A 24,139-nucleotide genomic window follows, 5' to 3' on the forward strand; every position below is an offset into this window, starting at 1 on the left:
CTTTTAAAATTCTAACGCTCTTTTAAGGACTGCCATCCTGGTGAACACACCATTTTGAATTTGCTTAAAGATTCTTGATCGTTTACATTCCACCAGCTCATCAGCCAGTTCCACATTTCGATTAACTGGTGCGGGATGCATAATAATACTGCTTTTTTTCATTCTCTTTTCCCTATCAGCTGTTAATCCGTATTTCAAATGATATTGATCCGGAGAGAAACCGATTGATCCACCATGCCTTTCATGCTGAACCCTCAGCATCATGACGACATCCGCTCTTTCCACCGCTTCGTCCAGTTCAATATATTGGCCATTTTCCTGAAATGATGGGTCACTCCATTCATGAGGGCCAGAAAACAGGACCTTTGCTCCGAGCCTATTTAATGCTTCCTGATTGGATCTTGCTACACGGCTATGGGAAATATCCCCAACAATCGCTACCTCCAATCCTTTGAATCCCCCAAATTCCTGTTGTATCGTAAAAAGATCTAATAGACATTGTGTAGGATGCTGGCCGCTTCCGTCTCCGCCATTTATGACGGGAATATGGATATTTTCCATTAAAGAGAGGTAAAAATGATTTTGCGGATGCCGAATGACTACGACATTTACACCTATCATTTCCAGAGTTTTCACAGTATCGTAAAGAGTTTCCCCCTTTTGCACACTGGAAGTACTCGCTTCGAAAGGGATGATGTCCAGCCCAATTTTTCTTTCTGCCATTTCAAAGCTGCTTTTTGTTCTTGTACTCGGTTCAAAAAATAGATTGGCCGCGTATCCCAGTCCCTTCTGAATCCGGCAGTCTCCTTTGGCAAACATTTCTGCATCATGAAGTATTTCTGTTATTTCGGTTGTGGTTAATTGTGATATGGAGAGTAAATGCTTCATGTAAACTTCTTCCTTTCATACGAAAAGTGAAAGCGTCTTGCTTATTCGCTAGAGATAGGCATAAAAAAACACCCTGCCAGTGCTTTAGGGTGTTGGTTAACAGGCTGAAGCCAGCATTCGCTTTCTTCAACTGTAAATCACCCTTGAAAGCCTCTCTGGACTTTATTTAAAAGGTGTAGCTTTATTTAGTTTTTCCTTGCAAAAAAACCCTCTTTGTCCATAAAAAAGGCAAAGAGGGTTGATCAGGAAAAGCTTTGCTTTCCCGGTCGCCTTTGCCAGTCTCTCAGGACTGTTTTAAAAGGACGTATATGTTATTTTTCGTGTATACTTACTTGATCTAATTGATCTTGCTCTGTTAATTCCACAACAATTTTCTCAGAGCTGGAGGTAGGTATGTTTTTACCAATGAAATCTGCACGGATTGGAAGTTCCCTGTGTCCCCTGTCAACAAGGACAGCAAGCTGAATTTGTGCCGGTCTTCCTAAATCCATTAAGGCATCCATCCCCGCTCGAACCGTACGCCCTGTATAAAGAACATCATCAACCAGTATTACTGTCCGGTCTTTAATCGTAACAGGAATATCAGTGCCTTTTACTTCAGGCTCTGCATTGACGGTTTTCTTTGATAGATCATCCCTGTACAGGGTTATATCAATTTCGCCAACATCGATTGCCTGACCTTCTATCTTTTGGATTCGTTCAGCCAATCGATTGGCTAGATGGATTCCACGGGTTTTAATACCCACAAGCACACAATTTTCTATTCCTTTGTTACGCTCTATAATTTCATGAGCAATCCTTGTTAAAGCCCTGCGTATAGCTTGTTCATCTAGAACAGTGGCTTTCATTTGCATTATTACTCTTCCCTTCACTTTTAAAATACAAAAGCCCTCTCGTGAGTATGCAAGAGGGCTCATAAATACATGTTAAACAAAACAAATACCTATTATTCCTTTGCAGCCTCACGGGACTGTGTTAAAGGGTATTTAATTAATTTATAGTGTAAATGTCTATCCCCATTTTGTCAACGATTATTTTTTCAAACGTTCCATCAGATCAGTAAATTCTTCTGGAAGCGGGGCTTCAAATTCAAGATATTCATTTGTTCTCGGATGGTTGAAGCCTAATACTGCTGCATGCAGGGCTTGTCCATCATCGGTTATTGGTTTTTTAGGGCCGTATTTAGGATCCCCCACTAGCGGATAACCGATATATTTCATGTGAACGCGTATTTGGTGAGTTCTTCCTGTCTCCAAAACACACTCGACAAAAGTAAATTGTTTAAAACGATCCAGCACTTGAAAGTGGGTTACAGCATGCTTACCATTATCCACAACGGCCATTCTTTGCCGTTCCAAAGGATCACGTCCAAGCGGGGCATCAATTGTTCCATGATCATGCGGAATAACGCCATGAACAAGGGCTTTATATCTTCTTGTAACAGTTTTATTCACAAGCTGTTCTACCAGGCTTTCATGGGCCAAATCATTTTTAGCGACCATTAATAATCCAGAGGTGTCCATGTCGATCCTATGGACAATCCCTGGTCTTAGTACACCGTTGATCCCTGAGAGATCTTTACAATGACCCATTAGACCATTAACCAATGTACCCTGTGTATGGCCGGGAGCAGGATGTACAACCATTCCCTTGGGCTTATTTACAACTAAAACATCCGCATCCTCATAGTATATATCTAAATCCATCTGTTCCGGTTCAACATCTAATAATTCAGGTTCCGGTATTTGAATCACAATTTTGTCGTTTTCATTGCATTTATAATTTGCCTTGACGGGGGCATTATTCACTGTCACATTTCCTTCCTTGATCCATTGCTGAACTTGAGACCGGGACCACTCCGCATTTAAAGTGGTTATCACCTTGTCAAGACGCTCATTTCGCTCAGTATCAAGAATGATGTGTTCCTTTATTTCCATATGATTTCTCCTTTGATTTCCGTTCGTCTAGCAGCATAAGAATTAACAAAAGCACAACACCTATTGTTAAACTGGAATCGGCAATATTGAATATTGGAAAATCATATCCAAATATATAAGTATGGATAAAATCAACCACTTCTTTACGGGCAATCCTATCTATAAAATTCCCAATAGCCCCTCCCAGCATAAAAGCCATGCTAATTCCAAGCAAAGGTTTTCCTTTGGCATTCTTTTGAAGAAAATAAATTAGACCAATTATGACAACAACTGTTATAAAATAAAACAGCCACATCTTCCCCTGCAATATCCCCCAGGCAGCCCCCTGGTTACGGCTAGAGGTAATATAGAAAAAGTTTTCGATAATTTTAATACTTTCTCCTGGCTCCATATTTTTTACTATCAACCACTTTGTAATCTGGTCAACCGCAATAATGACTGCAGCAAGCAGGTAAAAATATACCACAAAGGATACCCCCATGTACGAGTTTGATTAGCTAATTCTGGCAAGGGTTTCTTATACCTGTCCAGTATTTTCTATACCCTTTGCATTTTAGCATAATTTCCGCCATTTAGGAATATTCACTGCAAGGTTCTGTTGATTGCTGCTCGCTTTTTTGGATGAAACAAAGACATGAGGAGTGCACTACTGTTCCTGCTGGTTGATTTCCACTGCAGGCACATGCTTTCCGCAGGCTCCTGTGGGGTCTTCCAAAGGCCTGCTAATCCCTCAGGGGTCTCGTGCCTTCCTCTTCAATAAACTTTGGTTTCAATCAAATATTGGGGTTTAAGACAGACATGGGGCGTGCACTGCTCTTCCTGCTGGTTGATTTCCGCTGCAGGCACTCGCTTTCCGCGGGCGGCCGGAAGCCTCCTCGTCGCAAGCTCCTGTGGGGTCTTCCTAAGGCCTGCTGATCCCGCAGGAGTCTCGTGCCTTCCTCTTCAATCAACTTTGGGTTCAATTCAAATATTGGGGTTTAAGACAGACATGGGGCGTGCACTGCTCTTCCTGCTGTTTATTTCCACGCCAAATATTCGCTTTTCCCCACCCTGCTCTTTTTTAACTTTACTATCAATATTACATTGTTCTTTAACCTAGACATTAATAGTGCCTGGCCATCCTGCTGATTGTTCCCGCTTTAGGCATTCGCTGCTTTCCGCGGACGGCCTAGAGCCTCCTTGTTGCAAGCTCCTGTGGGGTCTCTCCCTTTGGCCAGTTTTTCACTCAGGAGTCTCGTGCTTTCTGCTCCCCTTTACATAGGTTTAAAACCAACATTGTAACCGGCTATTTTCACATAGATTTGCTTTACGTATAAAGGATTACTCCATGAGTTGTCTGTCTTCGTGGCACCTTTACTTAGGCTTTTCATAAGTTTTAATATTGAACATATTTATATTGATATTACTGTGCCCAATAGAAAAAACATTTACGAAAAGAGCCTTAATAATTAATTAAAAGGAATGGTAACCTTTCCATATTGAAGCAACTGGTTCCATTCTTCTGAATTTTTCATGGTGGGGATACTCTTCAGCCAGGAACTCGGGATTGGATCTCCGTTTATCTCGCAAATCCCAAAGCTTCCTTCCTGAAATTTTAATAAGGCACTGTCAATGTCCTGCAGTTCTTTCAGAATGAGGGGCTGTATATTTTTATTTTGGGCCTCGTATGCACTTAACTCTTCTTTTAAAGCTTGAAGAAAACGAAAGTGTTCATCATGCTGCTCATTCATGTCATTATCCCTCCATGCAGTTTGTTGTATTTTATCATCCCCAATCTTTAGGATTGTTTAAAGAGTAACTGTTTCTAAAAGTTACAAATAATACAAAACCCCCAAAGAATTACCTTTGGGGGTTCCTTTATATTGTACTAGCAATCGGCTTACGCTTTTCTTTTAATAATTTTTTTCCACTACTTCAGCACAGCGCGGACATAGTGTAGGGTGCTTTTCATTTTTGCCCACTTCCGGTGTAACAATCCAGCAGCGTTCACACGTTTCACCTTCTGCTTTTTCTACTACGATGGAAGCATTTTGAAGGTCAAGTGCATTTTCAGGTGCTTCTCCCTTAGATCCTCTTACTTCAAAACCAGAGACAATAAAGAGCTGGTTCATACTTTCATGAATGCTTTCCAGCAATTCCTTCATCTCTTTATTTACATACAAGGTCACTTTTGCAGTCAGGGATTTTCCGATCACTTTTGCATTTCTTGCTTCTTCTAATGCTTTTAATACATCATCTCGAAGATCCAAGAATTTAGACCATTTTTCTTCAAGTTTTAAAGCATTCGGAAGCTCTTTGTACTCTGGCATATCCGTCAGCTGAACACTTTCTCCTTCCACTCCAGGAATGAATTCCCACACTTCATCAGCAGTATGAGGAAGAACAGGTGATAATAATTTAGCAAGAACTGTTAAACATTCATATAAGACTGTTTGCATCGCTCTGCGCTCATAATTATCTTCCGCTTCGATATACAGTACGTCTTTGGCAAAATCCAGATAGAACGCACTTAGATCTTGAGTACAGAAATTATTAATTGCATGATAAATGCTTGGGAATTCATAATTTTCATAGGAAGTACAAACAGTTTTGATTAATTGATTTAATTTTACAAGCATGAACTGATCTACTTCGCGCAGCTGGTCATAGCTGATCTTATTTGCATCAGGCTGGAAATCATTTAAGTTGCCAAGCAAGAAACGGAAAGTATTACGGATCTTTCTGTAAACTTCAGAAACCTGTTTAAGAATAGCATCAGATACACGAACATCCGCTTGATAATCTACTGATGCAACCCATAAACGAACAATTTCGGCACCCATTTGGTTAATGACTTTACCAGGCAAAATAACATTTCCTAAGGATTTACTCATTTTTCTTCCTTCACCATCGAGTGCAAATCCGTGGCTTAAAATTCCTTTATACGGTGCCTTGCCGGAAACAGCAACAGAGGTTGTAAGAGATGAGTTAAACCAGCCGCGATATTGGTCAGAACCCTCCAAATATAGATCTGCTGGACGCTGAAGTCCATCACGTTCAACTAACACGCCCTGATGGGAAGAGCCTGAATCAAACCAGACATCCATAATGTCTGTTTCCTTAGTGAATTGGCCATTCGGGCTTCCAGGATGGGTAAAGCCTTCAGGAAGCAACTCCTTTGCTTCACGCTCAAACCAAACGTTGGATCCATTCTCACGGAATAATTCAGAAACATGCTCGATTGTTTCTTCTGTAATAATGGCATCACCATTTTCAGCATAGAATACCGGAATTGGAACACCCCATGCTCTCTGGCGGGAGATACACCAATCCCCACGGTCACGAACCATATTAAATAATCTTGTTTCTCCCCAAGATGGAACCCACTTCACTTCTTTAATTTGCTCCAAAAGCTCATTACGGAAAGCGTCGATTGAGGCGAACCATTGAGCAGTTGCCCGGAAAATAACCGGCTTCTTTGTTCTCCAATCATGCGGATATGAGTGGGTAAAGAAATTCAGTTTAAGAAGGGCGCCAACCTCTTTAAGCTTTTCTGTAATTGGTTTATTAGCCTCATCATAGAACAGTCCTTCAAATCCTGGAGCCTCCGCTGTCATTCTTCCTTTATCGTCCACGGGACATAAAACGTCCAAGCCATACTTTTTCCCAACAATAAAGTCATCTTCCCCATGTCCAGGAGCTGTATGTACACAGCCTGTTCCAGATTCAGTTGTAACATGGTCACCAAGCATGACTAAAGATTCGCGGTCATAGAAAGGGTGTTCAGCTGTAATATATTCCATATCGCGACCTTTGACAGTTTTCACCACTTCTGGCGACTCCCATTCAAGTACGTTGGAAACCTCTTCAAGAAGAGCTTCAGCCACAACAAATTTTTCATTATTGACCAAAACGACGGCATAATTTAAATCTGGATGCACTGAAATACCTAAATTAGCAGGCATTGTCCAAGGTGTAGTAGTCCAGATAATGATTTTTGTTTCATTATCCAGCACGCCTTTTCCATCTTTCACTTTAAAGGCGACATAAATGGAGGCTGAGCGTTTATCCTGATACTCAATTTCTGCCTCTGCAAGGGCTGATTCACTGGATGGAGACCAGTATACAGGCTTTAGTCCTTTATAAATATAGCCTTTGCTTGCCATTTCTCCAAAAACCTTAATTTGTTGAGCCTCGTATTCGGGCTTTAATGTAAGATACGGATTTTCCCAGTCACCGCGCACTCCCAGTCTTTTAAAGGAAGCCCTTTGGTTATCAACTTGTTCATAGGCATATTCTGCACATAGCTTTCGAAATTCAGCAACTGTCATTTCTTTTCGTTTTACACCCTTATTAGTTAATGCCTGTTCAATTGGCAGGCCGTGGGTATCCCAGCCAGGTACATACGGTGCGTTGAAGCCTGTCATGGATTTATATCTTACAATAAAGTCCTTTAATGTTTTGTTTAAGGCATGGCCCATGTGGAGATCACCGTTTGCATAAGGCGGTCCGTCATGCAAAATAAACAATGGCTTTCCTTGATTTCTTTCCTGAACTTTTTGGTAAATATTCATCTTTTCCCATTTTTCCTGAATTTCAGGTTCTCTTTTGGGAAGATTTCCTCGCATCGGAAATTCCGTTTTAGGCATCAATAAGGTATCTTTATACTCCATCTTTTACTCCTCCTAAATAAAACAACTAATTATGTTAAAATGAATCATCATAAGGCCATTACATATAATTGACAAAATTTTCTTTATGCATTCCTGCACTGATTAGGCTTCTGAATGTTCTTTATTACCCTAAAAACAAAAAAAACCTTCTCATCCACAAAGGGACGAGAAGGTTTCCCGCGGTACCACCCTGGTAGACAATGAATAGTCATTGTCCGCTTTATCATTCAATATCGAGAATGACCCGCTTTTATCTACTAACCAAATGGTTTTCAAGTCAAGAACTCATGGGTGATCTTCCAGCTGTTATCTTATGCCGGGCTTCCACTATCACCGGCTCGCTAATATAAGAATTAAACAGATATACTGTCCCAGTCATCGTTTAATTATCATGATTTTAAATTATTATATGTGACAGGTTTTTATCCCGTCAAGCCTAAATGACCGATTCTTTTTTTATTTAATCGCGTCCTCTTCCAAATCAAACTCTGTAGCATCTAACTCAAATTCCATAAGCGTATCCCAGTCATCACTTTTAAGAAGATCAAGCTGTGCTTCCACAAGCATTTTAAAACGGGTACGAAACACTTTTGATTGTTTTTTCAATTCCTCAATATCCAAGGCAATTTTACGGGCTTTGGAAAGTGATTCATTCACTATGCGGTCAGCGTTCTTTTCCGCTTCCCTAATGATAAGCTTTGCTTCCTTTTGAGCATTGCCTCTTACTTCTTCTGCTGCTTCCTGAGCCACAATAATGGACTTATTCAGCGTTTCTTCAATGGAAGTAAAATGGCCAAGACGTTCATTTAAAGAAGCCAGCCTTTCTTCCAATTCCTTCTTTTCACGAATCATCAATTCATAGTCTTTTATAATTTGATCCAAAAATTCATTTACCTGGTCCTCATCATAACCGCGAAAACCCTTGCTGAATTCTTTATTATGTATATCTAATGGCGTTAAAGGCATATTGCCACCTCCATAATAGTAGTTTAAATACTTACACTCCTGTTTTTCTCTTTAAAAGGATGTGCACTGAATCATCCTAATTTACAGAAGTTTTTACAGAGAAAAACGGGAAAGTAAAAATAGGCATTATGGCTAATTAATTTTTTATCGATAACACTTTCTTCACATATTTATATTATACTGAATTTCGACAGCTTTGGGGAATATCCTGCAAATTTAATCAAAATTATTTTAGGATGCCTGCAGTCAATCGCCATTTTTCTTTTTTTGTTTGGCCATCTATGGAAATAATTCGGCTTCTTCCATAGCCTCTTGCAGATAATACATCTCCTTCTTCGCATGTAAATGATGTTTGTTCCACCTGTTTCCAATTAACTTTAACGAGACCTCTTTGGATCAATGCCTGCGCTTTTTGGCGGGAAATATTATAAATGCTTGAAAGAATAACATCCAGACGGAGTGAACTGGCCGTAGTACTTACTTCCATCCACTCTTCTTGAGAATTTATCCTTTCTGCTAAAGACTTTTTGAGAAGCTTAACCGAAGCTTTTCCTATTTGCTGGACTTCCGAGATAATAAACTCGCATATCTCCTCTCCGGCAAAGAATTGAATCCTGTCTTGCCCTACCAAGATATCCCCGTATTTTTCTCTCTTTAACCCTATAGACATGAGAGTTCCAAGGATTTGCCGGTGTTCAATGGACACAAATTTACTTGGATAATCTATTTCAACTAAAGCGAGCTGGAAATCTTCTTCCTCTGGAACATAATAATCCGGAAAAAGCAGGACTCTTTTTCTCTCTGCACTTTCATATCCGCCATGCTCTTTTATTTTTATGTCATCATTCTTTCCTATAAGGGCATGAACAATAAGTTGCTGCCGAGGATCCAAAAAATCAGTCAACCTCGGAGAATAGGTATTCTCCACCGACTGCCGCCAATTAAGCACTTGATCTATAAACTCTTTTTCATCTGGTCTAAAATGCTGGTAAATTGTATCCAACCGGTTTCTTCTCCTTTACAAAATAAATAGTAAATGTATAGGTATAGGTCTGTTTAAGGACTTCGTACTGTTAAAGCTAATTCACGCCAACTGTATATATCACAGCTTTCCGCTTAGCTTAAGATTACAATAAAAATTTACTGGCTCAATAAGAAAAGGGCGCTTTTAAAAGCTGCCCTTTTTTAAAACCACTGAAATAGCTGATAGATTCCGTTCCTCGCTAAATCCAAAACGATAAATGCAACAATTGGTGAAATATCTATCATTCCAATTGGCGGTACAATCCTTCGGAAGGGTTCAAGATATGGCTCGCAAATCCGGGCGAAAAATTCACCTACCGTTGTATTTCGAAGGTTAAACCATGACATAAAAATGTAGATGATCAATACATATGAGTATATTTGAAGAATATATACTATTAGGCTCAGCAGCATTCCCATTTGGCTTACGACCACCTCGAATCATGCAAATCATTTTCCTGGAGCAATTCAGTAATATTTCCGGTTACTTCAACTGTGTCAGGAGTACATAAGAAGATATTGCTTCCCACTCTTTGGATATCTCCTCCTATTGCATAAACCGTGCCGCTTAGAAAATCAACAATTCTTAATGCCTGGTCATGCTGGATTCTTTGAAGATTTACAACCACAGAGCGATGGTTATTTAAATGGTCCGCAATTTCCTGTGCTTCAGCATAGACTCTTGGTTCTACCAAAATAACCTTACTCTGTTTTTGTACACTTTGGAGGCTGACAACATTCTGCCTTGGTGCCTGTGAAGAATTTACAGGCTGCTGTCTTTTTATCGTTTCCCTAATCGGCTCTTGAACAGGTTGCTTTTGTACCGTTTCTTCTTCCAAAATTTCATTTTCTTCCTCATCAAGAAGGAAAAAGGTTTTTAACTTTGTTTTTAATCCCACTTTTCACACCTCCTATTTTTAGCCAACCAAAGCCGTTCCAATTCTAATAAAAGTAGCTCCTTCTTCAATCGCAATTGTGTAATCATTTGACATTCCCATGGAAAGCTCCGTACAAGGGGATGCCGGTAATTGCAGTGACTGAATATCATTTTGCAGCTTCTTTAATTCCTTAAAGCATTTTCGGATGACTGTCTGGTCGTCGGTCAAAGGAGCCATTGTCATAAGGCCAATCACCCTGATTTTTTCAAACTTCTGTAGTTCCTTTATAAACTTAAGCACCTGATCAGGTTTAACTCCATGTTTTGTTTCTTCACCCGATACATTGACCTGGACAAAACAATTTACTGGCTCGGAAGCCCTTTTGTCAATTTCCTGTGCCAAAGATATTCGGTCCAAAGAATGAATATAAGCAACCTTATCAATTATATTTTTCACCTTTTTTGTTTGAAGTGATCCAATAAAATGCCAGATTGGCCTATCCTTCAGGATTTTCCATTTTTCAAGGAGGCCATCATCCCGGTTTTCACCTAAATTCAGCACGCCTGCTTCAACAGCTTCCAAAGCTCTTTCAGTGGTTACATACTTTGTAACAGCAATAATGGTTACGTCCTTTGTATCCCTTCCTGAGGCCTCACAGGCTATCCTAATCTTTTCTTCTATATCTGCGAGGTTATCTAATACCTTCACGCCAACTCTCCTTTCATCCCAATAAAAGCCAGCATTCTGCCTGTATTGCCTTTATCGCGGCGGTGAGAGAAAAACTCTTCCTGGTCACAGCTTGTACATAATGCGGTTACTGAAATATTACTTGCTGGAATTCCCGAATTTTCTAAGATAATTTGATTTAATTTTCTTAGATTCAGTTCATATTGTCCAGTACTAATTTCATTATAGGGCATTTCTTTAGAATCTATTACCCATTTTTGAACTTTATCTATTACTTTTTCATCTACTATATAGCATTTTTGGCAAATGCTTGGACCAATCACAGCCAAAATGTCCTCTTTTGAAATGCCTTCTTCTGCCCACATGTCTGCCATTTTTTGCGCAATACCGTCTGTGGTGCCTTTCCAGCCAGCATGAACAACGCCAATCCTTTGTGCCTTTGGCGAGAAATAAAAAATCGGTACACAATCGGCATAGCACATAGTCAATAATATATCTTCACTGTCACTATAAAAACCGTCCGTTCGAGGAATACTGGAGCCATAATCAAGTGCCCCTTTCGATTTATCCCTTTCGTCAATTTTTTTAATATTTACTTCATGTGTTTGTTCTGCACTCACCCACTGCTCAATGGAAAAGCCCAATTCACTTGCCAAATGGTGCCTGTTTTGTTGAACGTCTTCCTGATTATCCTTCACATGAAAAGCAAGATTCAACGTACCATTAAATGATTTGCTTACCCCATTGTTCTTTGTCGTAAAACCTGCTATCACTTTTTTATTCCTATCATTCCAGCTTTTTATAATGTAATATTCATCTTTTTGTTTCAAAAAAGGTTCCTGCATCTTCCCTCTCCCTTTCCAACTCCATTAACGGTTCTTTTAGTACATTTATTATACCAGTATTACTCGTTGTTTTTCATTCTATGAATCTATCTTCCACTATCAATTTCTTCCTCATTTATCAAATTATAAAGAACCCTGTTTAAAGAAATATGTCGGTTGTAAAAGTATTGTAAAGAAATTCGAACGTGTTTGTTACATTCCTGTCACATTATATTGGTAAGATGTACCTACATTATATAAAAAAAGGAGAAAACGCGATTGAAAAAAATAATAGTGACCATTGCTGCTCTATTAATCTTTTCTTTTGGATTATCTGAAGGGACTTTCGCTGCTTCTGTGTATAAAGTTAAATCCGGAGATTCTCTCTCAAAGATTTCCAAAAAATACCACGTATCCATAAGCCATTTAAAACAATGGAATCACCTTAACTCAGACATGATTAAAGTGAACCAGCTGATTAAATTATATCCTTCTGCCTCTTCTTCATCTTCATCATCTCAGAGCTCGCCGAAGGAATCATTTCGATACATAACAGTTAATAGCACAGCCTATACTGCTTCTTGCAAAGGCTGCAGCGGCGTAACATCAACGGGATTTAACTTATTGAAGCATCCAAACGCAAAAGTCATTTCAGTTGACCCAAAAATTATCCCATTAGGATCTAAGGTATATGTTCCAGGGTATGGCCTTGCAATAGCAGGAGATAAAGGCTGTGCCATTAAAGGAAAAAAAATTGATCTTTTTATATCAAGCAGGTCAAAAGCTCTTCAATGGGGTGCTAGAACGGTAACCATTAAGGTATATAACTAATAAATAGCCAATTTCTAATTCAAATAAAAAAACACCTACGTGGTGTTTTTTTATTTGACTATGTTAACTTCTAATAATGAAATGAGCTAAAAAACAACAAAGTCCCTTTAACAACAACCCCTTTAAAACATGACAGGGCATCTTAATCATTTTGATTTGATGCCTCTTTTAAACTCGAAAACAAAAACCCAATACCTTTTTGAATGATTATTATTTCGACTACATTATTGCTCTTTTGGCTCCTGGAGCTGCTGCTGTGTATATTTCTGCTCTCTCATTCGTACTAAGATAACATCTGCTCCAATTTTAACAATGCTGGCCCATGGGATAACAGCCTCATCATCCTTGCCGAAAAAACCCAATATTTTACCTGAACCACCTACTATAATGTTTTCGATTTTCCCAGTGTCTAAATCAATATCAATATCGCTTATATTCCCCAGTTTTCGCCCATCACTCACACTAATAACATCTTTAACCTGAAAATCAGATATACGAACCATATCCATCCCTCTTTCCATGATTGCGTCCCCCTAATAAATATATGCAGCAATTGCTATTTATTTATGAAAAAAGTTAGGACATGCTCAATTTTTAAAAGAGGGCACCCCTCTGTTGATTTTCGTAACAGGCACTCGCTTTCCGCGGGCGGTAGTGGAGACTCTTTTCGTAAGCTCTTGTAAGGTACCCGCTCCAATTATGGATGTACAATCCACTTCCAGCTTTAACAGAGCCTATTAAATAAAAAATTTTATGCTTACCTTCAATAAAAAAGCTTCCTGTTTTCACAGGAAGCTCTTATCTATTGTATATTTTTATTCATATGCTTGATTGCTGCTTTTTCCAACCTTGATACCTGTGCCTGAGAAATACCAATCTCCTCTGCTACCTCCATTTGGGTTTTACCTTGAAAGAATCGTTTCCGTATTATTAATTTTTCACGGTCATTTAACCTTCTTAAACCCTCCTGAAGCGCAATCTCTTCGATCCAATTAACATCCTTATTCCTTTCATCACTTAACTGATCCATCACGTATATGGGGTCTCCACCATCATTGTAAATGGGCTCAAATAACGAAACAGGATCCTGAATCGCATCAAGGGCAAAAACAATTTCTTCATGAGGTACATCCAGTACCTTTGCTATTTCTTCGGCTGTCGGCTCCTTCGATGTTTCACTGATAAGCCGCTCCCGAACTTGAAGAGCTTTGTAGGCAATATCTCGAAGTGATCGTGAAACCCGTATTGGATTATTATCTCTTAAGTACCTGCGAATTTCACCAACTATCATTGGAACTGCATAAGTAGAAAATCTTACATTTTGACTTAAATCAAAGTTGTCAATTGATTTCATTAAACCAATGCATCCAACCTGAAATAGGTCGTCCACATATTCACCACGGTTATTAAAACGTTGAATGACACTCAAGACAAGACGCAGATTTCCATTCACCAGCTTTTCCCTTGCCCATGAATCTCCTCCGTGCATTTGCCTTAATAATTCCCTCATTTCTTCGTTTTTTAAAACGGGAAGTTTTGAGGTATCAACTCCGCAAATTTCTACTTTATTTCGCTTCAAGTCTTTTCCCTCCTTACAGGAGCTGCTGTACAAAATTAAGTATCTCCTGGGGTGGGAAATTTATGCATAAGGTTCCTGCTTCACCATCTTCTCAAAACGTGCTTGTTTATGTGAAAATGTTTTAATAAAGGGGTTTTATGGAAAAAATGATGAGAAATATTTTTTTATTGGTTAACACATTGATTGTTATATTCCCCACATGAGTTTTACTCTCGTGGTAAAACGTGCTCCTATTAAGAGAAATCGGAAAAAAAGTGTATAGAACCAAAATCTATCATATTAACAACTGGTGTTGAATCAATAATCAGGCAACAGAGTCCAGTAACAAAGCCAATCCATTTGTTTTAAATTTCAATGTTGATAACTACTCGGTTTTTAGCTCATTTTACAATAAAGAAAGGAATGAGCTAAAAAACAATAGTGTACTTAAACAAAGACCTCCATGCTTGCACCAGGGCACATAAAAATGTGTTCTTTCTTCCATAACGATAGGGCAATAATATTACCAGAGGTCTGTTTGGCTTGATGCTTCGAGCTCGTAATAAAATTTTTTTCCTGTTCAAAAAAAAAAGGAAGACATACTATATGGATGTCTCCCACAAAATATTAAATCATTTTATTAAATTCCTTTCTAAGCCTTTTAATAATTCTTTTTTCCAATCTGGAAATATAGGACTGTGAGATTCCCAGCATATCTGCTACATCCTTTTGCGTCTTTTCTTCTTCACCCTGCAAACCAAACCTCAATTCCATAATTTGTTTTTCTCTAGCAGACAGCTGGTGAAGTGCGTTAAACAATAATTTCTTATCCACATTTGCTTCCAGGTCTTTGGTAATAATGTCGTTTTCAGTACCCAATACATCCGATAGCAGCAGTTCATTTCCATCCCAGTCAATATTTAAAGGCTCATCAAAGCTAACCTCCGAGCGTACTTTATTATTCCTCCTTAGGTACATTAAAATCTCATTCTCTATACATCTTGAAGCATATGTTGCCAGCTTAATTTTTTTTTCGGGGTTAAATGTATTCACGGCCTTTATTAAGCCAATGGTGCCAATACTAATCAGGTCCTCAATATTTATGCCTGTATTTTCAAATTTACGTGCAATATACACAACCAGCCTTAAATTTCGTTCAATTAATAACGATCGCGCAGCCTGATCCCCATTAGGAAGCTTTTGCAGCAATAATTCTTCTTCTTCTTTGGATAATGGCGGAGGTAGAGCTTCACTTCCTCCTATATAATATATTTCATCCGTTTTTACGCCTAATTTGACCAGTACTTTATACCATAGATACGAAAGCCTGATTCGTAAATTTTTCATCCGTTGTCCTCCTTCTAATTTACGGGGAATATGAGTATAGTATTAGTACATAGCAAATGTTTTTAAGAGGCTGAGCTGTTAGGAATGCCTGTAAGCATTTTCGGATGTACAATGCATTGAAATTGATCATCACTGGATAATTGCATAGTAGTAAATGATATAAGTGCTTTTTTCACAGTCCAGCATTGCTGGTTTGTTTGAATCTCAATAGAATCAGGTTTATATGCCAGCAAAAGCTGGTGTTTTTTTCCTACAGATTGTGCTGGGATAAATCTCATCCGTTCATGCCATTCAGCAGGCAGCGATGCTGTCCCATTCATAACACTTTCGGAATTCTCTGTAATTTTTAACACATCCTCAGGCATCATGCCTTCAATTTTCCTTGTTGACACAATCATAACTGGCATTTTTGATAAAGGATCATAAAGATTGTTTCCGCTGTCCACCATTCCCTGCAAAATACATTTTAGACCATTAATTTCAATCTGAACTTTTACAATTTGATCGTATTGAATTTTTGCCATTTCGAAACTGTTAATTCTCTGTTTGGAAAAATGCCAAGCAATCGGCAGACCCAATATCACAAATATCCAGCTAATAGGATCTCCAAAGCCTCTGATACTCGCTAGAAACATAGAGGAATTCAATTGAAGATTAAAATTCAAAAAATAATGTGTGCCAATCAATATTCCCCCCAGAAGAAATGTCGCAAAATAAAAGGTCAAGAGATTACTAAAGAAGTATTTTAGACGCTTAAATCCAAATACTGATAAAATCATCAAAAATGAAAAGCCCAGCTTTACAAAAGGACTGCCTGCATATACAGCTAAAGGAGTTATGCTCAAGATTATTAATACAGACCCTACTAATCCCCCAGCAAGAACACGCCACAACGAAACCTTTCTTTTCAAAATGATTGAGGTAGTCCACAGCAGCATACTATCGACCAGTAGATTTAAGAGCCAAATAACATCCATGTAAACAACCAATTCATTCCTCCTTCCCGGCATGATTCCTCCTAATATTTATAAAAAGTATATCGTACATCCTCCTTAAAAGTATGTCATTTCCTGGGCGTAAAATTGGAGAACTTTTCATATATCGTTTCGAAATTTGTCAATCTATTTATTGAAAGGTTTGTCTCTGTTAATCTTGCCTGTTGATTTCCGCTGCACGCTGCAGGTATTTCGTTATCGCTGATGGCAGGGAAGCCTCGTCGTGCTCCTGGGGGTCTCCCCTAACACGCTTTTCTAAGCAAGAGTTTCGCTTATCTGCTCCAATCAACATAAATTTACAAACAACATTGCTATTTAACAAGGCTCTTTTTGTAAATTTTGTTGCTATTGGACCAAAAATATCATTGAAAATATATGTTCAGTATTAAAATTTGGGAAGAGCTCACGAAAAGATGCAAGAAAACAGACAACTCACGGAATTATTCTTTCTACGTAAAGCATCAATCTATGCGAAAACAGCCTTTAACAGAGCCTAAAAAAAAGCAGGATCTTCCCCTAAAATGGAGAGATCCTGCTTCTTTATTAATTAGAGTATCATTGATTTTATTAGCGATTACGGTTTCTGTTACGGTTACGCAAGAATGTAGGAATATCCAGCGCATCCTCCATAGGCTGTGAACTAACCGGTCTTGAAGGTTCCTGAGGAGCTTCCTCACGTTTAGGTTCGCGTTTTATGCCTTGGCTTACATTTGGTTTAGATTGTCCAAAAACAGGACGCTGAGGCTTCTGCTGTTGAGAAACTTCCTCGTTAAAGCCGGTAGCAATAACTGTCACTACAATTTCATCTTTAAGATTATCATTAATGACTGAACCAAAAATCATATTAACTTCTTGGTCAGAAGCAGATGCTACAATATCAGCAGCCTCCTGAACTTCATATAAACTTAAATTAACGCCGCCGGTAATGTTCATTAATACACCCTGCGCTCCATCAATGGACTTTTCAAGCAACGGAGAGGATATTGCCTTTTTAGCTGCTTCTGCTGCACGATTTTCGCCTGTCGCAACACCAATGCCCATTAATGCTGAACCTTTATTCGTCATAATGGTTTTTACATCAGCGAAATCAAGGTTGATTAGTCCAGGAGTAGCAATTAAATCAGAAATCCCTTGGACACCCTGGCGCAGAACATTGTCTGCTTCTCTAAACGCTTCAAGCATTGGAGTGCTCTTATCCACTATCTCCAATAAACGGTCATTAGGAATCACAATTAATGTATCAACTGCTTCCTTCATTGCAGAAATACCGCCGGCAGCCTGTGTAGCACGTTTTCGGCCTTCGAATGTAAATGGGCGAGTTACTACACCAACTGTTAATGCCCCAAGGTCCTTTGCAATTTTAGCAATGACCGGTGCAGCCCCTGTACCTGTTCCTCCACCCATTCCGGCAGTGACAAATACCATGTCAGCACCTCTTAAAGCTTCTTCAACCTGTTCCTTGCTCTCTTCAGCGGCCTTTTTTCCTACCTCTGGATTTGCACCTGCTCCAAGTCCTCTGGTTAACTTTGCTCCTATTTGCATTCTTATTTCTGCTTTAGATAGGTTTAAAGCTTGTGCATCTGTATTTACTGCGATAAATTCAACACCCTGAACATCATGTTCAATCATTCGGTTAACAGCATTATTACCGCCGCCACCTACGCCAATAACTTTAATAGTCGCTAAAGAATCTAAATTTGTATCAAACTCCAACATGAGAGAATCCTCCTAATTCTTCGATATTCCACTAAGATACTAACCAGCAACGGTACCATGTTAGAGGTCGGGAGAATGAATTACCCATCTCCTGCATCTCATTTCTTTGGTTACCCAAGATACCTCATTTATCTACTCAAAAAAGTAGCCAAAGAATTTCTTCATTTTTGCGGAAAGTTTCTCATCTGGTTGCTTTTCTTCTTTTTGTTGTTTTGGTTGCGGTTTTTTTACTGGTTTCTTTTCAGGCATTTCCATCTGTACTGGTGAGGCACTTACATTTCGACCTTGTAATCTGGCATTCTTGTAAGCATATTTTATCAACCCTACTGCCGTTGTGTATTGGGGTTCGCGAACGCCAATATAATCAGGTATCGCAATCCTCACACGATTTTGAAAGACCGCTTGCGCCAATTCCAGCACTCCCGGCAGATTGGCAGAGCCTCCTGTCAATACAATACCTCCAGGTAAATCTTCGATGTTCAGCCTTTTAAGCTCTTGCAGAACATAACTGAACACTTCTTCCATTCTTGCTTCTATAATATCAGAAATCTCCAACTGATTAAATTGTTGATGCTGATCACTGCCTATGATAGGTACACTGAAAACTTCATCTTCAAGTGCATCATTGCTGTAAGCATGTCCATATTTCACTTTAATACGTTCAGCATCCTCGGTAGATGTACGAAGAACGATCGATAAATCTTTTGTGATATTATCTCCGCCCACTGGCATAACCGTTGTCGCTTTAATTTCACCATGTTCAAACACTGCCAAGGTAGTGGAACCGCCGCCCATATCGATTAATACTGTCCCCAGGTTGCGTTCATCCTGTGATAAGGCAATCGCTCCGGCTGCAAGAGGCTGCAAAGCAATTTCTGTAATATTCAATCCAGCTCTTTCAACGCAGCGTAGGGTGTTATGTAATATCGTTTTGGAGCCCGTGACAAGTGTCCCTTCCATTTCAAGACGAACACCAATCATGCCACGAGGGTCACTTATTTCATCTAACCCATCTACAATGAATTGTTTTGGGATGACATTAATAATTTCCCTTTCAGGAGGAATTGAAACTACTTGGGCTGCGTCTGTTACCCTTGCCACATCTTCATCCGAAATTTCTCTGTTTTCACTGGATACTGCCACTACACCATGACAGGATTGCAATATAACATGGTTTCCTGCGATACCGACAATGACATCCTGAATATTCATGCCAATCATTCTCTCGGCTTGCTCTACTGCCTTTCGAATTGTATGCACTGTTTCATCTATGTCAACAATCGATCCCTTTTTGATACCCTCAGATTTTACATTCCCGACTCCGATGATATTTAAGGTTTCATTAACCATTTCTCCAATAATCACCTTAACAGTGGATGTACCGATGTCAAGACTGACGTATATTTCGTTGTTGCTCATACAGTGGCACCTCCCTTTAGATCACTTTTATTTTCACCACAAATATTTTTCGATTTATTCATCCATATTGCGTACGTATTTCGACATATCTTCCTGTCCCAGGAAATTATATCAGCTATGTATTTATCCTATAGGGTATTTACTATAGAAATATTCGTCAAAAATGATAAATTCCCTTTTAAAACAGCTATTTTTTTTCAGATTTTTCTAGTTACTATACAACGGAAATTGTACTCTGTTTCATGTATAACTTTCCATACTAAATGCAGACCAATTTCACTATAAAGTTATTCATTTAAGTCTACACTAATATGAATTCTTAGAAAAGCTAAAGTTTTTTTCAAGTATTATATTAAAAAAAGAACCTCTTATAAATATACTCGTTTTATAAATATTTTGTAAATAGGGATATTAAGAGAAAATGGAAATTTAATAGGAATATTGTAAGAAAAAGTCGAATCTTAGCAAATAGTCCTTATTTCTCTCTCAGACCCAATTTAAAAGACTATTTCTTTTTCGCTGCTCCGCTATTTTTTTTAGCAGAACCATTATTATTCTTAACTGAACTGCTGTTTGTTCCAGAGGCAGTATTGTTCTGCGCATTACTGCTATTGGGGAACGGTTGGAAATATGAACCTACTTCTAAATCAATAATGCCCTTTTGCTTCGGATCCAACTGACTGACTATGGAGGGGTAATTTTCAATCTTATCAGCAAAAGTCTGAATAGTGGCTATGACCTCATTGCCGTCATTCATATAAAGTGTAATATGATAACTGTCCGTGCTTTGAGGCGTATACTGAATTTCAGAAATAGAGTTGATAATTTCAACCGGCAGATTTTCAAGTTGTCCAACCATTGCCTGCAAATACTTTTTCTGTTCAAATCCAGTTAAAATTGGAGCGTTCATTAGCTTGGAACCCGTTGATTCTTTTAAAATTGAACCGTCCTCCAGAACTGGATAGTAATGATTGCCATCCGATACATATGCCATCTTTTTGTATTCTTTAATATGAATTACCAAGCTATTTGGCAGATGTATTGAAATATTGGCAGATTTGATTTCAGGCATTTTTTGTATATTTGCTTTTATCTTTGTTTTATTAAGATTCCATATGTTTGTTTGTTGTGTTACTCCGCTCTTTTTTATAATTGCAGCGGATGAGACAGCTGCATTTCCTTCAACCGTAACATTATGAACTCGGCTGAGAGGAGATTGAAAATAAATGATAACTAATATTAAAATAAAAAAAATGGAAAGCAAAAGGACAAGCCTTTTATTTGTTTTGCGCTTACGCTGTTCCTTTAATTTCGGAATCCGGTCTTCAAGAGAAACTATTTTCCCTTTTTCCATTGGACGTTCTCCCTCCCGATGGTATGATGCGTCCATTAAACTAATACCCATGAATGGTTAATTTATTATTATAATATAATAATAAAACTCACATTATTTATCAAAGGCCTGGCTTATAGACATCTCTCTTTATTCTATACAGCCTAGAGTAGATTTTGTAAATACTTTTTTAAAGATACACCGTAAAAACATCTTATCTGAAAATGTTTCCCTGGAAATTATTTCGTCATCTTAGTTCTGGATAATTCTCGCATCACATTGTAAAGACGGTCGGAAGCATCGGGAATTCCAAGCTTTTGAGCTGCATTCTTCATTTTATTTTCTTTATTCTTATCCAATAGGATGGCATCTATGGACTCTAAAAGCTTACTTCCAGTTAGATCCTTTTCAAGAAGCATGGAAGCAGCGCCATTTTCAGTCAGTGATTTTGCGTTCTTTTCCTGATGGTTATTGGTTACATATGGACTTGGTATTAGTATGCTCGGCAAGCCAAGAGCGGTAATTTCAGCAATGGTAGTAGCCCCTGCCCTCGCAACAACCAACTCCACTGCCCTTAAAATTTCAGGCATATTATGTATAAAGGGAACCACTGCAATATTTTGGTTTTGACCAATTAACGAAGCTTCTTTCTTAACATTTTCATAGTGAACATCACCTGTTACATAAAGGACTTGGTAGGATTTTTGAGCGAATTGTGCAAGCGTCTTGATGACAGCTTCATTTATCGGCCTTGCTCCCCTGCTCCCTCCAAAAATTAACACAGTGGGCTTTCCTTCACTCAAATTATAACTTTTCAAAACACTTGTGTCTGTTTTCCCCAATACTTCAGATGCTCGTGGATTGCCAGTCAGCACAACTTTTTTTTCAGGAAAAAACTGTCTCGCTGATTCAAAACAAATTGCTACTTTATTCACATATCTGCTTAAAAACTTATTTGTTAGTCCCGGCACGCTGTTTTGTTCATGGATGATAGACGGTATTTTTAATTTAGCTGCCGCATAAACAACCGGACCGCAAACATAACCGCCTGTTCCAATGACTGCATCGGGTTTGAAATCTTTCAAAATCTTTTTACAAGCTCTTACACCCTTTAAAAATCTTGTGATTGTTTTAAAGTTCTCTGCTGATAGTGACCGCTTAAAGCCTGTAATTTCTATCGCTTTAAAAGGAATGTTTTCCCTGGTAACTAATGTCGATTCCAGGCCCTTCTCAGTACCAATATATAGGAACTCTGTATCGGGATGTTTTTGTTTTATTGTTCTAATTAGTGCCAAGGCAGGATAGATGTGTCCACCTGTTCCGCCGCCGCTTACAACTATCTTCATCATTTCACCTCTGTTATCATACAAAACCTACATCTATATACATTTAAATGTTTAAATGCAACCTATCTTTTTAATCACCTTCTATAATACTATATTCTAAACCACTTGGAGGCAGCAGTAAAAGAATAATTACAGGAATGTAAACGAACTGTAGCAATTATAATTTTTCTCTCTTTTCCATGACTTTCAACACACTAATCAGTCAGACCGTTGTATTCGCTGATTTTTAAGCATCTAGGAGCGAAGTATGCGAAAAGATTCTTTTTAAAACTCTGTTGTATTTTCGTTCATTCTTGAAAAATGACCCTCTTTTCTGCTTGTCAGCTTAGTTGAAAGATAAATGAACAAAAAAGAGCAGTTATTTAAATACAAACAAAGCCTCTCAATAAAATAAGGCCGGCTCAAAAGGTAAGGAAAGAAACCTTAAGTGCCAAGCCTTTACACAGCTTACTATGCTGTTTAATTATTTTGTACCGTGGCTTCTGTTACAATGTTTAGGCTAATAAACTACTTTCGTCCGATAATTACTTTACCCGGAGATTAGATTGTTAAACCTGAAAAAATTAAAGTCTTGAATATCGGCTTATGTTCAACAATACTCCTACAGCACAAAGCATGAGGGTTAACGATGAACCTCCGTAGCTTAAAAAAGGCAGCGTAATCCCTGTAACGGGCATCAAGCCTGTTACCACTCCAATATTAATCATAACCTGAATGGCCACCATAGAAATAATGCCTACGGCTAAAAAACTTCCATACAGATCAGGAGCACCAAGGGCAATCCTAATTCCTCTCCAAAGCATCAAGGCAAATAATAAAAGGACAAAGCTCCCTCCAATAAAGCCCAGTTCTTCAGATAAAATAGCAAAAATAAAATCTGTTTGGGGCTCGGGTAAGTAGAAAAACTTCTGCCTGCTCTCACCAAGTCCCATTCCAAATAGCCCTCCCGGCCCAATGGCATAAAGTGATTGGATAATTTGAAATCCGCTCCCAAGCGGATCTTTCCATGGGTCAAGGAAAGAAGTAATCCTTTCCATACGGTATGGAGCGGAGAGAACTAGTCCTACAAAACCGGCTACACCCATCAATCCCAGCATGACAAAGTGTGCAATCCGGGCACCTGAAATGAAGATCATAACAATACAAGTCCCCAGCATAACCGTGCCTGTACCAAGATCCGGCTGAAGCATGATCATCCCAAAAGCAATAAATACTAAGCCAAGCGACGGAATAAGACCTTTTCGGAAGGAGGTAATATATTTTTGATTCTCAGATAGGAATTTAGATAAAAAAGCAATCATCGCTAATTTAATAAATTCCGATGGCTGAATTGAAAAAGCTCCAACACCGATCCAGCTTCTTGAACCGTTCCTTACAAGCCCTACGCCCGGAATAAGCACTAAGACGAGTAAAACAAAACAAATAATTAAAAGCATTTTTGCCCATGACCGCCATGTCCAATAGTCCACATTCATAATAAAAAACATAGCGACAACACCGATACCGGCAAAAAGGAGCTGCCGTTTGGCAAAATAGAAGGAGTCAGCAAACTTATAATCCGCCCAAATCGCACTGGCACTGTAAACCATAATGAGTCCAACTGCTAATAGTGATAGTGTCACAATAATAAGCAGAAAATCCGGGTTCGATTTTTTCAAAGGCAAAGTCCAACACCTCGAGAGTGAAATATTAGAGCCGTCTCCTTTTATTCCTGCCTGAGGGTTGAATCATGAAGCACG

22 protein-coding genes and 1 other annotated feature are annotated in these 24,139 nt (G+C 38.7%); of the genes, 1 reads left to right on the forward strand and 21 read right to left on the reverse strand.

The features are described from left to right. Window positions 1-3: 3 nt before the first annotated feature. From A5N88_RS08355 to pgeF, 12 genes are all read right to left on the reverse strand, one after another. Window positions 4-888, reverse strand: coding sequence for an aspartate carbamoyltransferase catalytic subunit (locus tag A5N88_RS08355; protein ID WP_066264791.1), 885 nt, complete (start codon window positions 886-888; stop codon window positions 4-6). Window positions 889-1,199: 311 nt separating this feature from the next. Then, window positions 1,200-1,742, reverse strand: a complete 543-nt coding sequence (pyrR, locus tag A5N88_RS08360) for a bifunctional pyr operon transcriptional regulator/uracil phosphoribosyltransferase PyrR (protein WP_066264792.1) — start codon at window positions 1,740-1,742, stop codon at window positions 1,200-1,202. Window positions 1,743-1,919: 177 nt separating this feature from the next. Next, on the reverse strand, window positions 1,920-2,825 hold the full coding sequence (locus tag A5N88_RS08365) for an RluA family pseudouridine synthase (protein WP_066264793.1): 906 nt from the start codon (window positions 2,823-2,825) through the stop codon (window positions 1,920-1,922). Continuing rightward, complete coding sequence (gene lspA / locus A5N88_RS08370; RefSeq protein ID WP_066264795.1) at window positions 2,797-3,306, reverse strand: signal peptidase II; 510 nt, start codon at window positions 3,304-3,306, stop codon at window positions 2,797-2,799. The genes A5N88_RS08365 and lspA overlap by 29 nt, the downstream gene beginning before the upstream one ends. 967 nt (window positions 3,307-4,273) lie before the next feature. Next, complete coding sequence (locus A5N88_RS08375) at window positions 4,274-4,555, reverse strand: TraR/DksA family transcriptional regulator (protein ID WP_066264797.1); 282 nt, start codon at window positions 4,553-4,555, stop codon at window positions 4,274-4,276. A 162-nt stretch (window positions 4,556-4,717) separates the two neighbouring features. Further along, window positions 4,718-7,477, reverse strand: a complete 2,760-nt coding sequence (ileS, locus tag A5N88_RS08380; RefSeq protein WP_066264798.1) for an isoleucine--tRNA ligase — start codon at window positions 7,475-7,477, stop codon at window positions 4,718-4,720. A 157-nt stretch (window positions 7,478-7,634) separates the two neighbouring features. Beyond that, window positions 7,635-7,865 (reverse strand) — a binding site (T-box leader). Between the two features lie 68 nt (window positions 7,866-7,933). Then, the gene (locus tag A5N88_RS08385; RefSeq protein ID WP_066264799.1) at window positions 7,934-8,443 is read right to left on the reverse strand and encodes a DivIVA domain-containing protein; all 510 of its coding nucleotides are present in this window, start codon (window positions 8,441-8,443) and stop codon (window positions 7,934-7,936) included. A gap of 226 nt (window positions 8,444-8,669) precedes the next feature. Next, a complete protein-coding gene (locus tag A5N88_RS08390) occupies window positions 8,670-9,446 on the reverse strand; it encodes a YlmH family RNA-binding protein (protein ID WP_066264800.1) in 777 nt (258 codons plus the stop codon). A gap of 182 nt (window positions 9,447-9,628) precedes the next feature. Next, entirely contained in the window at window positions 9,629-9,886 is a 258-nt protein-coding gene (locus tag A5N88_RS08395) for a YggT family protein (protein ID WP_066264802.1), read from the reverse strand. 5 nt (window positions 9,887-9,891) lie between these two features. After that, complete coding sequence (locus tag A5N88_RS08400) at window positions 9,892-10,365, reverse strand: cell division protein SepF (protein ID WP_066264803.1); 474 nt, start codon at window positions 10,363-10,365, stop codon at window positions 9,892-9,894. Between the two features lie 18 nt (window positions 10,366-10,383). Next, window positions 10,384-11,052, reverse strand: a complete 669-nt coding sequence (locus A5N88_RS08405) for a YggS family pyridoxal phosphate-dependent enzyme (RefSeq protein WP_066264805.1) — start codon at window positions 11,050-11,052, stop codon at window positions 10,384-10,386. Further along, window positions 11,049-11,876, reverse strand: coding sequence for a peptidoglycan editing factor PgeF (gene pgeF, locus A5N88_RS08410; RefSeq protein WP_066264806.1), 828 nt, complete (start codon window positions 11,874-11,876; stop codon window positions 11,049-11,051). Before pgeF ends, A5N88_RS08405 begins: the two co-directional genes overlap by 4 nt. 258 nt (window positions 11,877-12,134) lie before the next feature. On the opposite strand from pgeF, the gene A5N88_RS08415 reads away from it, so the two are divergent. After that, a complete protein-coding gene (locus A5N88_RS08415) occupies window positions 12,135-12,686 on the forward strand; it encodes a 3D domain-containing protein (protein ID WP_066264807.1) in 552 nt (183 codons plus the stop codon). Window positions 12,687-12,910: 224 nt separating this feature from the next. Here the strand turns inward: A5N88_RS08415 and A5N88_RS08420 are convergent, their stop codons facing one another. The 9 genes from A5N88_RS08420 to spoVE all read right to left on the reverse strand — a co-directional run bounded on the left by A5N88_RS08420 (window position 12,911) and on the right by spoVE (window position 24,064). Further along, window positions 12,911-13,189, reverse strand: a complete 279-nt coding sequence (locus tag A5N88_RS08420; RefSeq protein WP_066270369.1) for a YlmC/YmxH family sporulation protein — start codon at window positions 13,187-13,189, stop codon at window positions 12,911-12,913. Between the two features lie 299 nt (window positions 13,190-13,488). Continuing rightward, window positions 13,489-14,265, reverse strand: a complete 777-nt coding sequence (sigG, locus tag A5N88_RS08425) for an RNA polymerase sporulation sigma factor SigG (RefSeq protein ID WP_066264808.1) — start codon at window positions 14,263-14,265, stop codon at window positions 13,489-13,491. A 606-nt stretch (window positions 14,266-14,871) separates the two neighbouring features. Then, on the reverse strand, window positions 14,872-15,591 hold the full coding sequence (gene sigE, locus A5N88_RS08430) for an RNA polymerase sporulation sigma factor SigE (RefSeq protein ID WP_066264812.1): 720 nt from the start codon (window positions 15,589-15,591) through the stop codon (window positions 14,872-14,874). 62 nt (window positions 15,592-15,653) lie between these two features. Further along, window positions 15,654-16,580: a sigma-E processing peptidase SpoIIGA gene (gene spoIIGA, locus A5N88_RS08435; protein WP_066270371.1), complete on the reverse strand. Its 927-nt coding sequence runs from the start codon at window positions 16,578-16,580 to the stop codon at window positions 15,654-15,656. A 573-nt stretch (window positions 16,581-17,153) separates the two neighbouring features. Next, window positions 17,154-18,302 carry a cell division protein FtsZ gene (ftsZ, locus tag A5N88_RS08440; protein ID WP_066264813.1) on the reverse strand — a complete coding sequence of 383 codons (1,149 nt, stop codon included), beginning with the start codon at window positions 18,300-18,302 and terminating at the stop codon, window positions 17,154-17,156. 132 nt (window positions 18,303-18,434) lie between these two features. Further along, complete coding sequence (ftsA, locus tag A5N88_RS08445; protein ID WP_066264814.1) at window positions 18,435-19,721, reverse strand: cell division protein FtsA; 1,287 nt, start codon at window positions 19,719-19,721, stop codon at window positions 18,435-18,437. A 505-nt stretch (window positions 19,722-20,226) separates the two neighbouring features. Further along, window positions 20,227-21,075, reverse strand: a complete 849-nt coding sequence (locus A5N88_RS08450) for a cell division protein FtsQ/DivIB (protein WP_066264815.1) — start codon at window positions 21,073-21,075, stop codon at window positions 20,227-20,229. A gap of 218 nt (window positions 21,076-21,293) precedes the next feature. Then, window positions 21,294-22,400 (reverse strand): undecaprenyldiphospho-muramoylpentapeptide beta-N-acetylglucosaminyltransferase, encoded by a 1,107-nt coding sequence (murG, locus tag A5N88_RS08455; RefSeq protein WP_066264817.1) that lies wholly within the window; start codon window positions 22,398-22,400, stop codon window positions 21,294-21,296. 563 nt (window positions 22,401-22,963) lie between these two features. Next, on the reverse strand, window positions 22,964-24,064 hold the full coding sequence (gene spoVE, locus A5N88_RS08460) for a stage V sporulation protein E (RefSeq protein ID WP_066264818.1): 1,101 nt from the start codon (window positions 24,062-24,064) through the stop codon (window positions 22,964-22,966). Window positions 24,065-24,139: the final 75 nt, after the last annotated feature.

This window comes from Heyndrickxia acidicola, from assembly GCF_001636425.1.
Lineage (GTDB): Bacteria > Bacillota > Bacilli > Bacillales > Bacillaceae_C > Bacillus_AE > Bacillus_AE acidicola.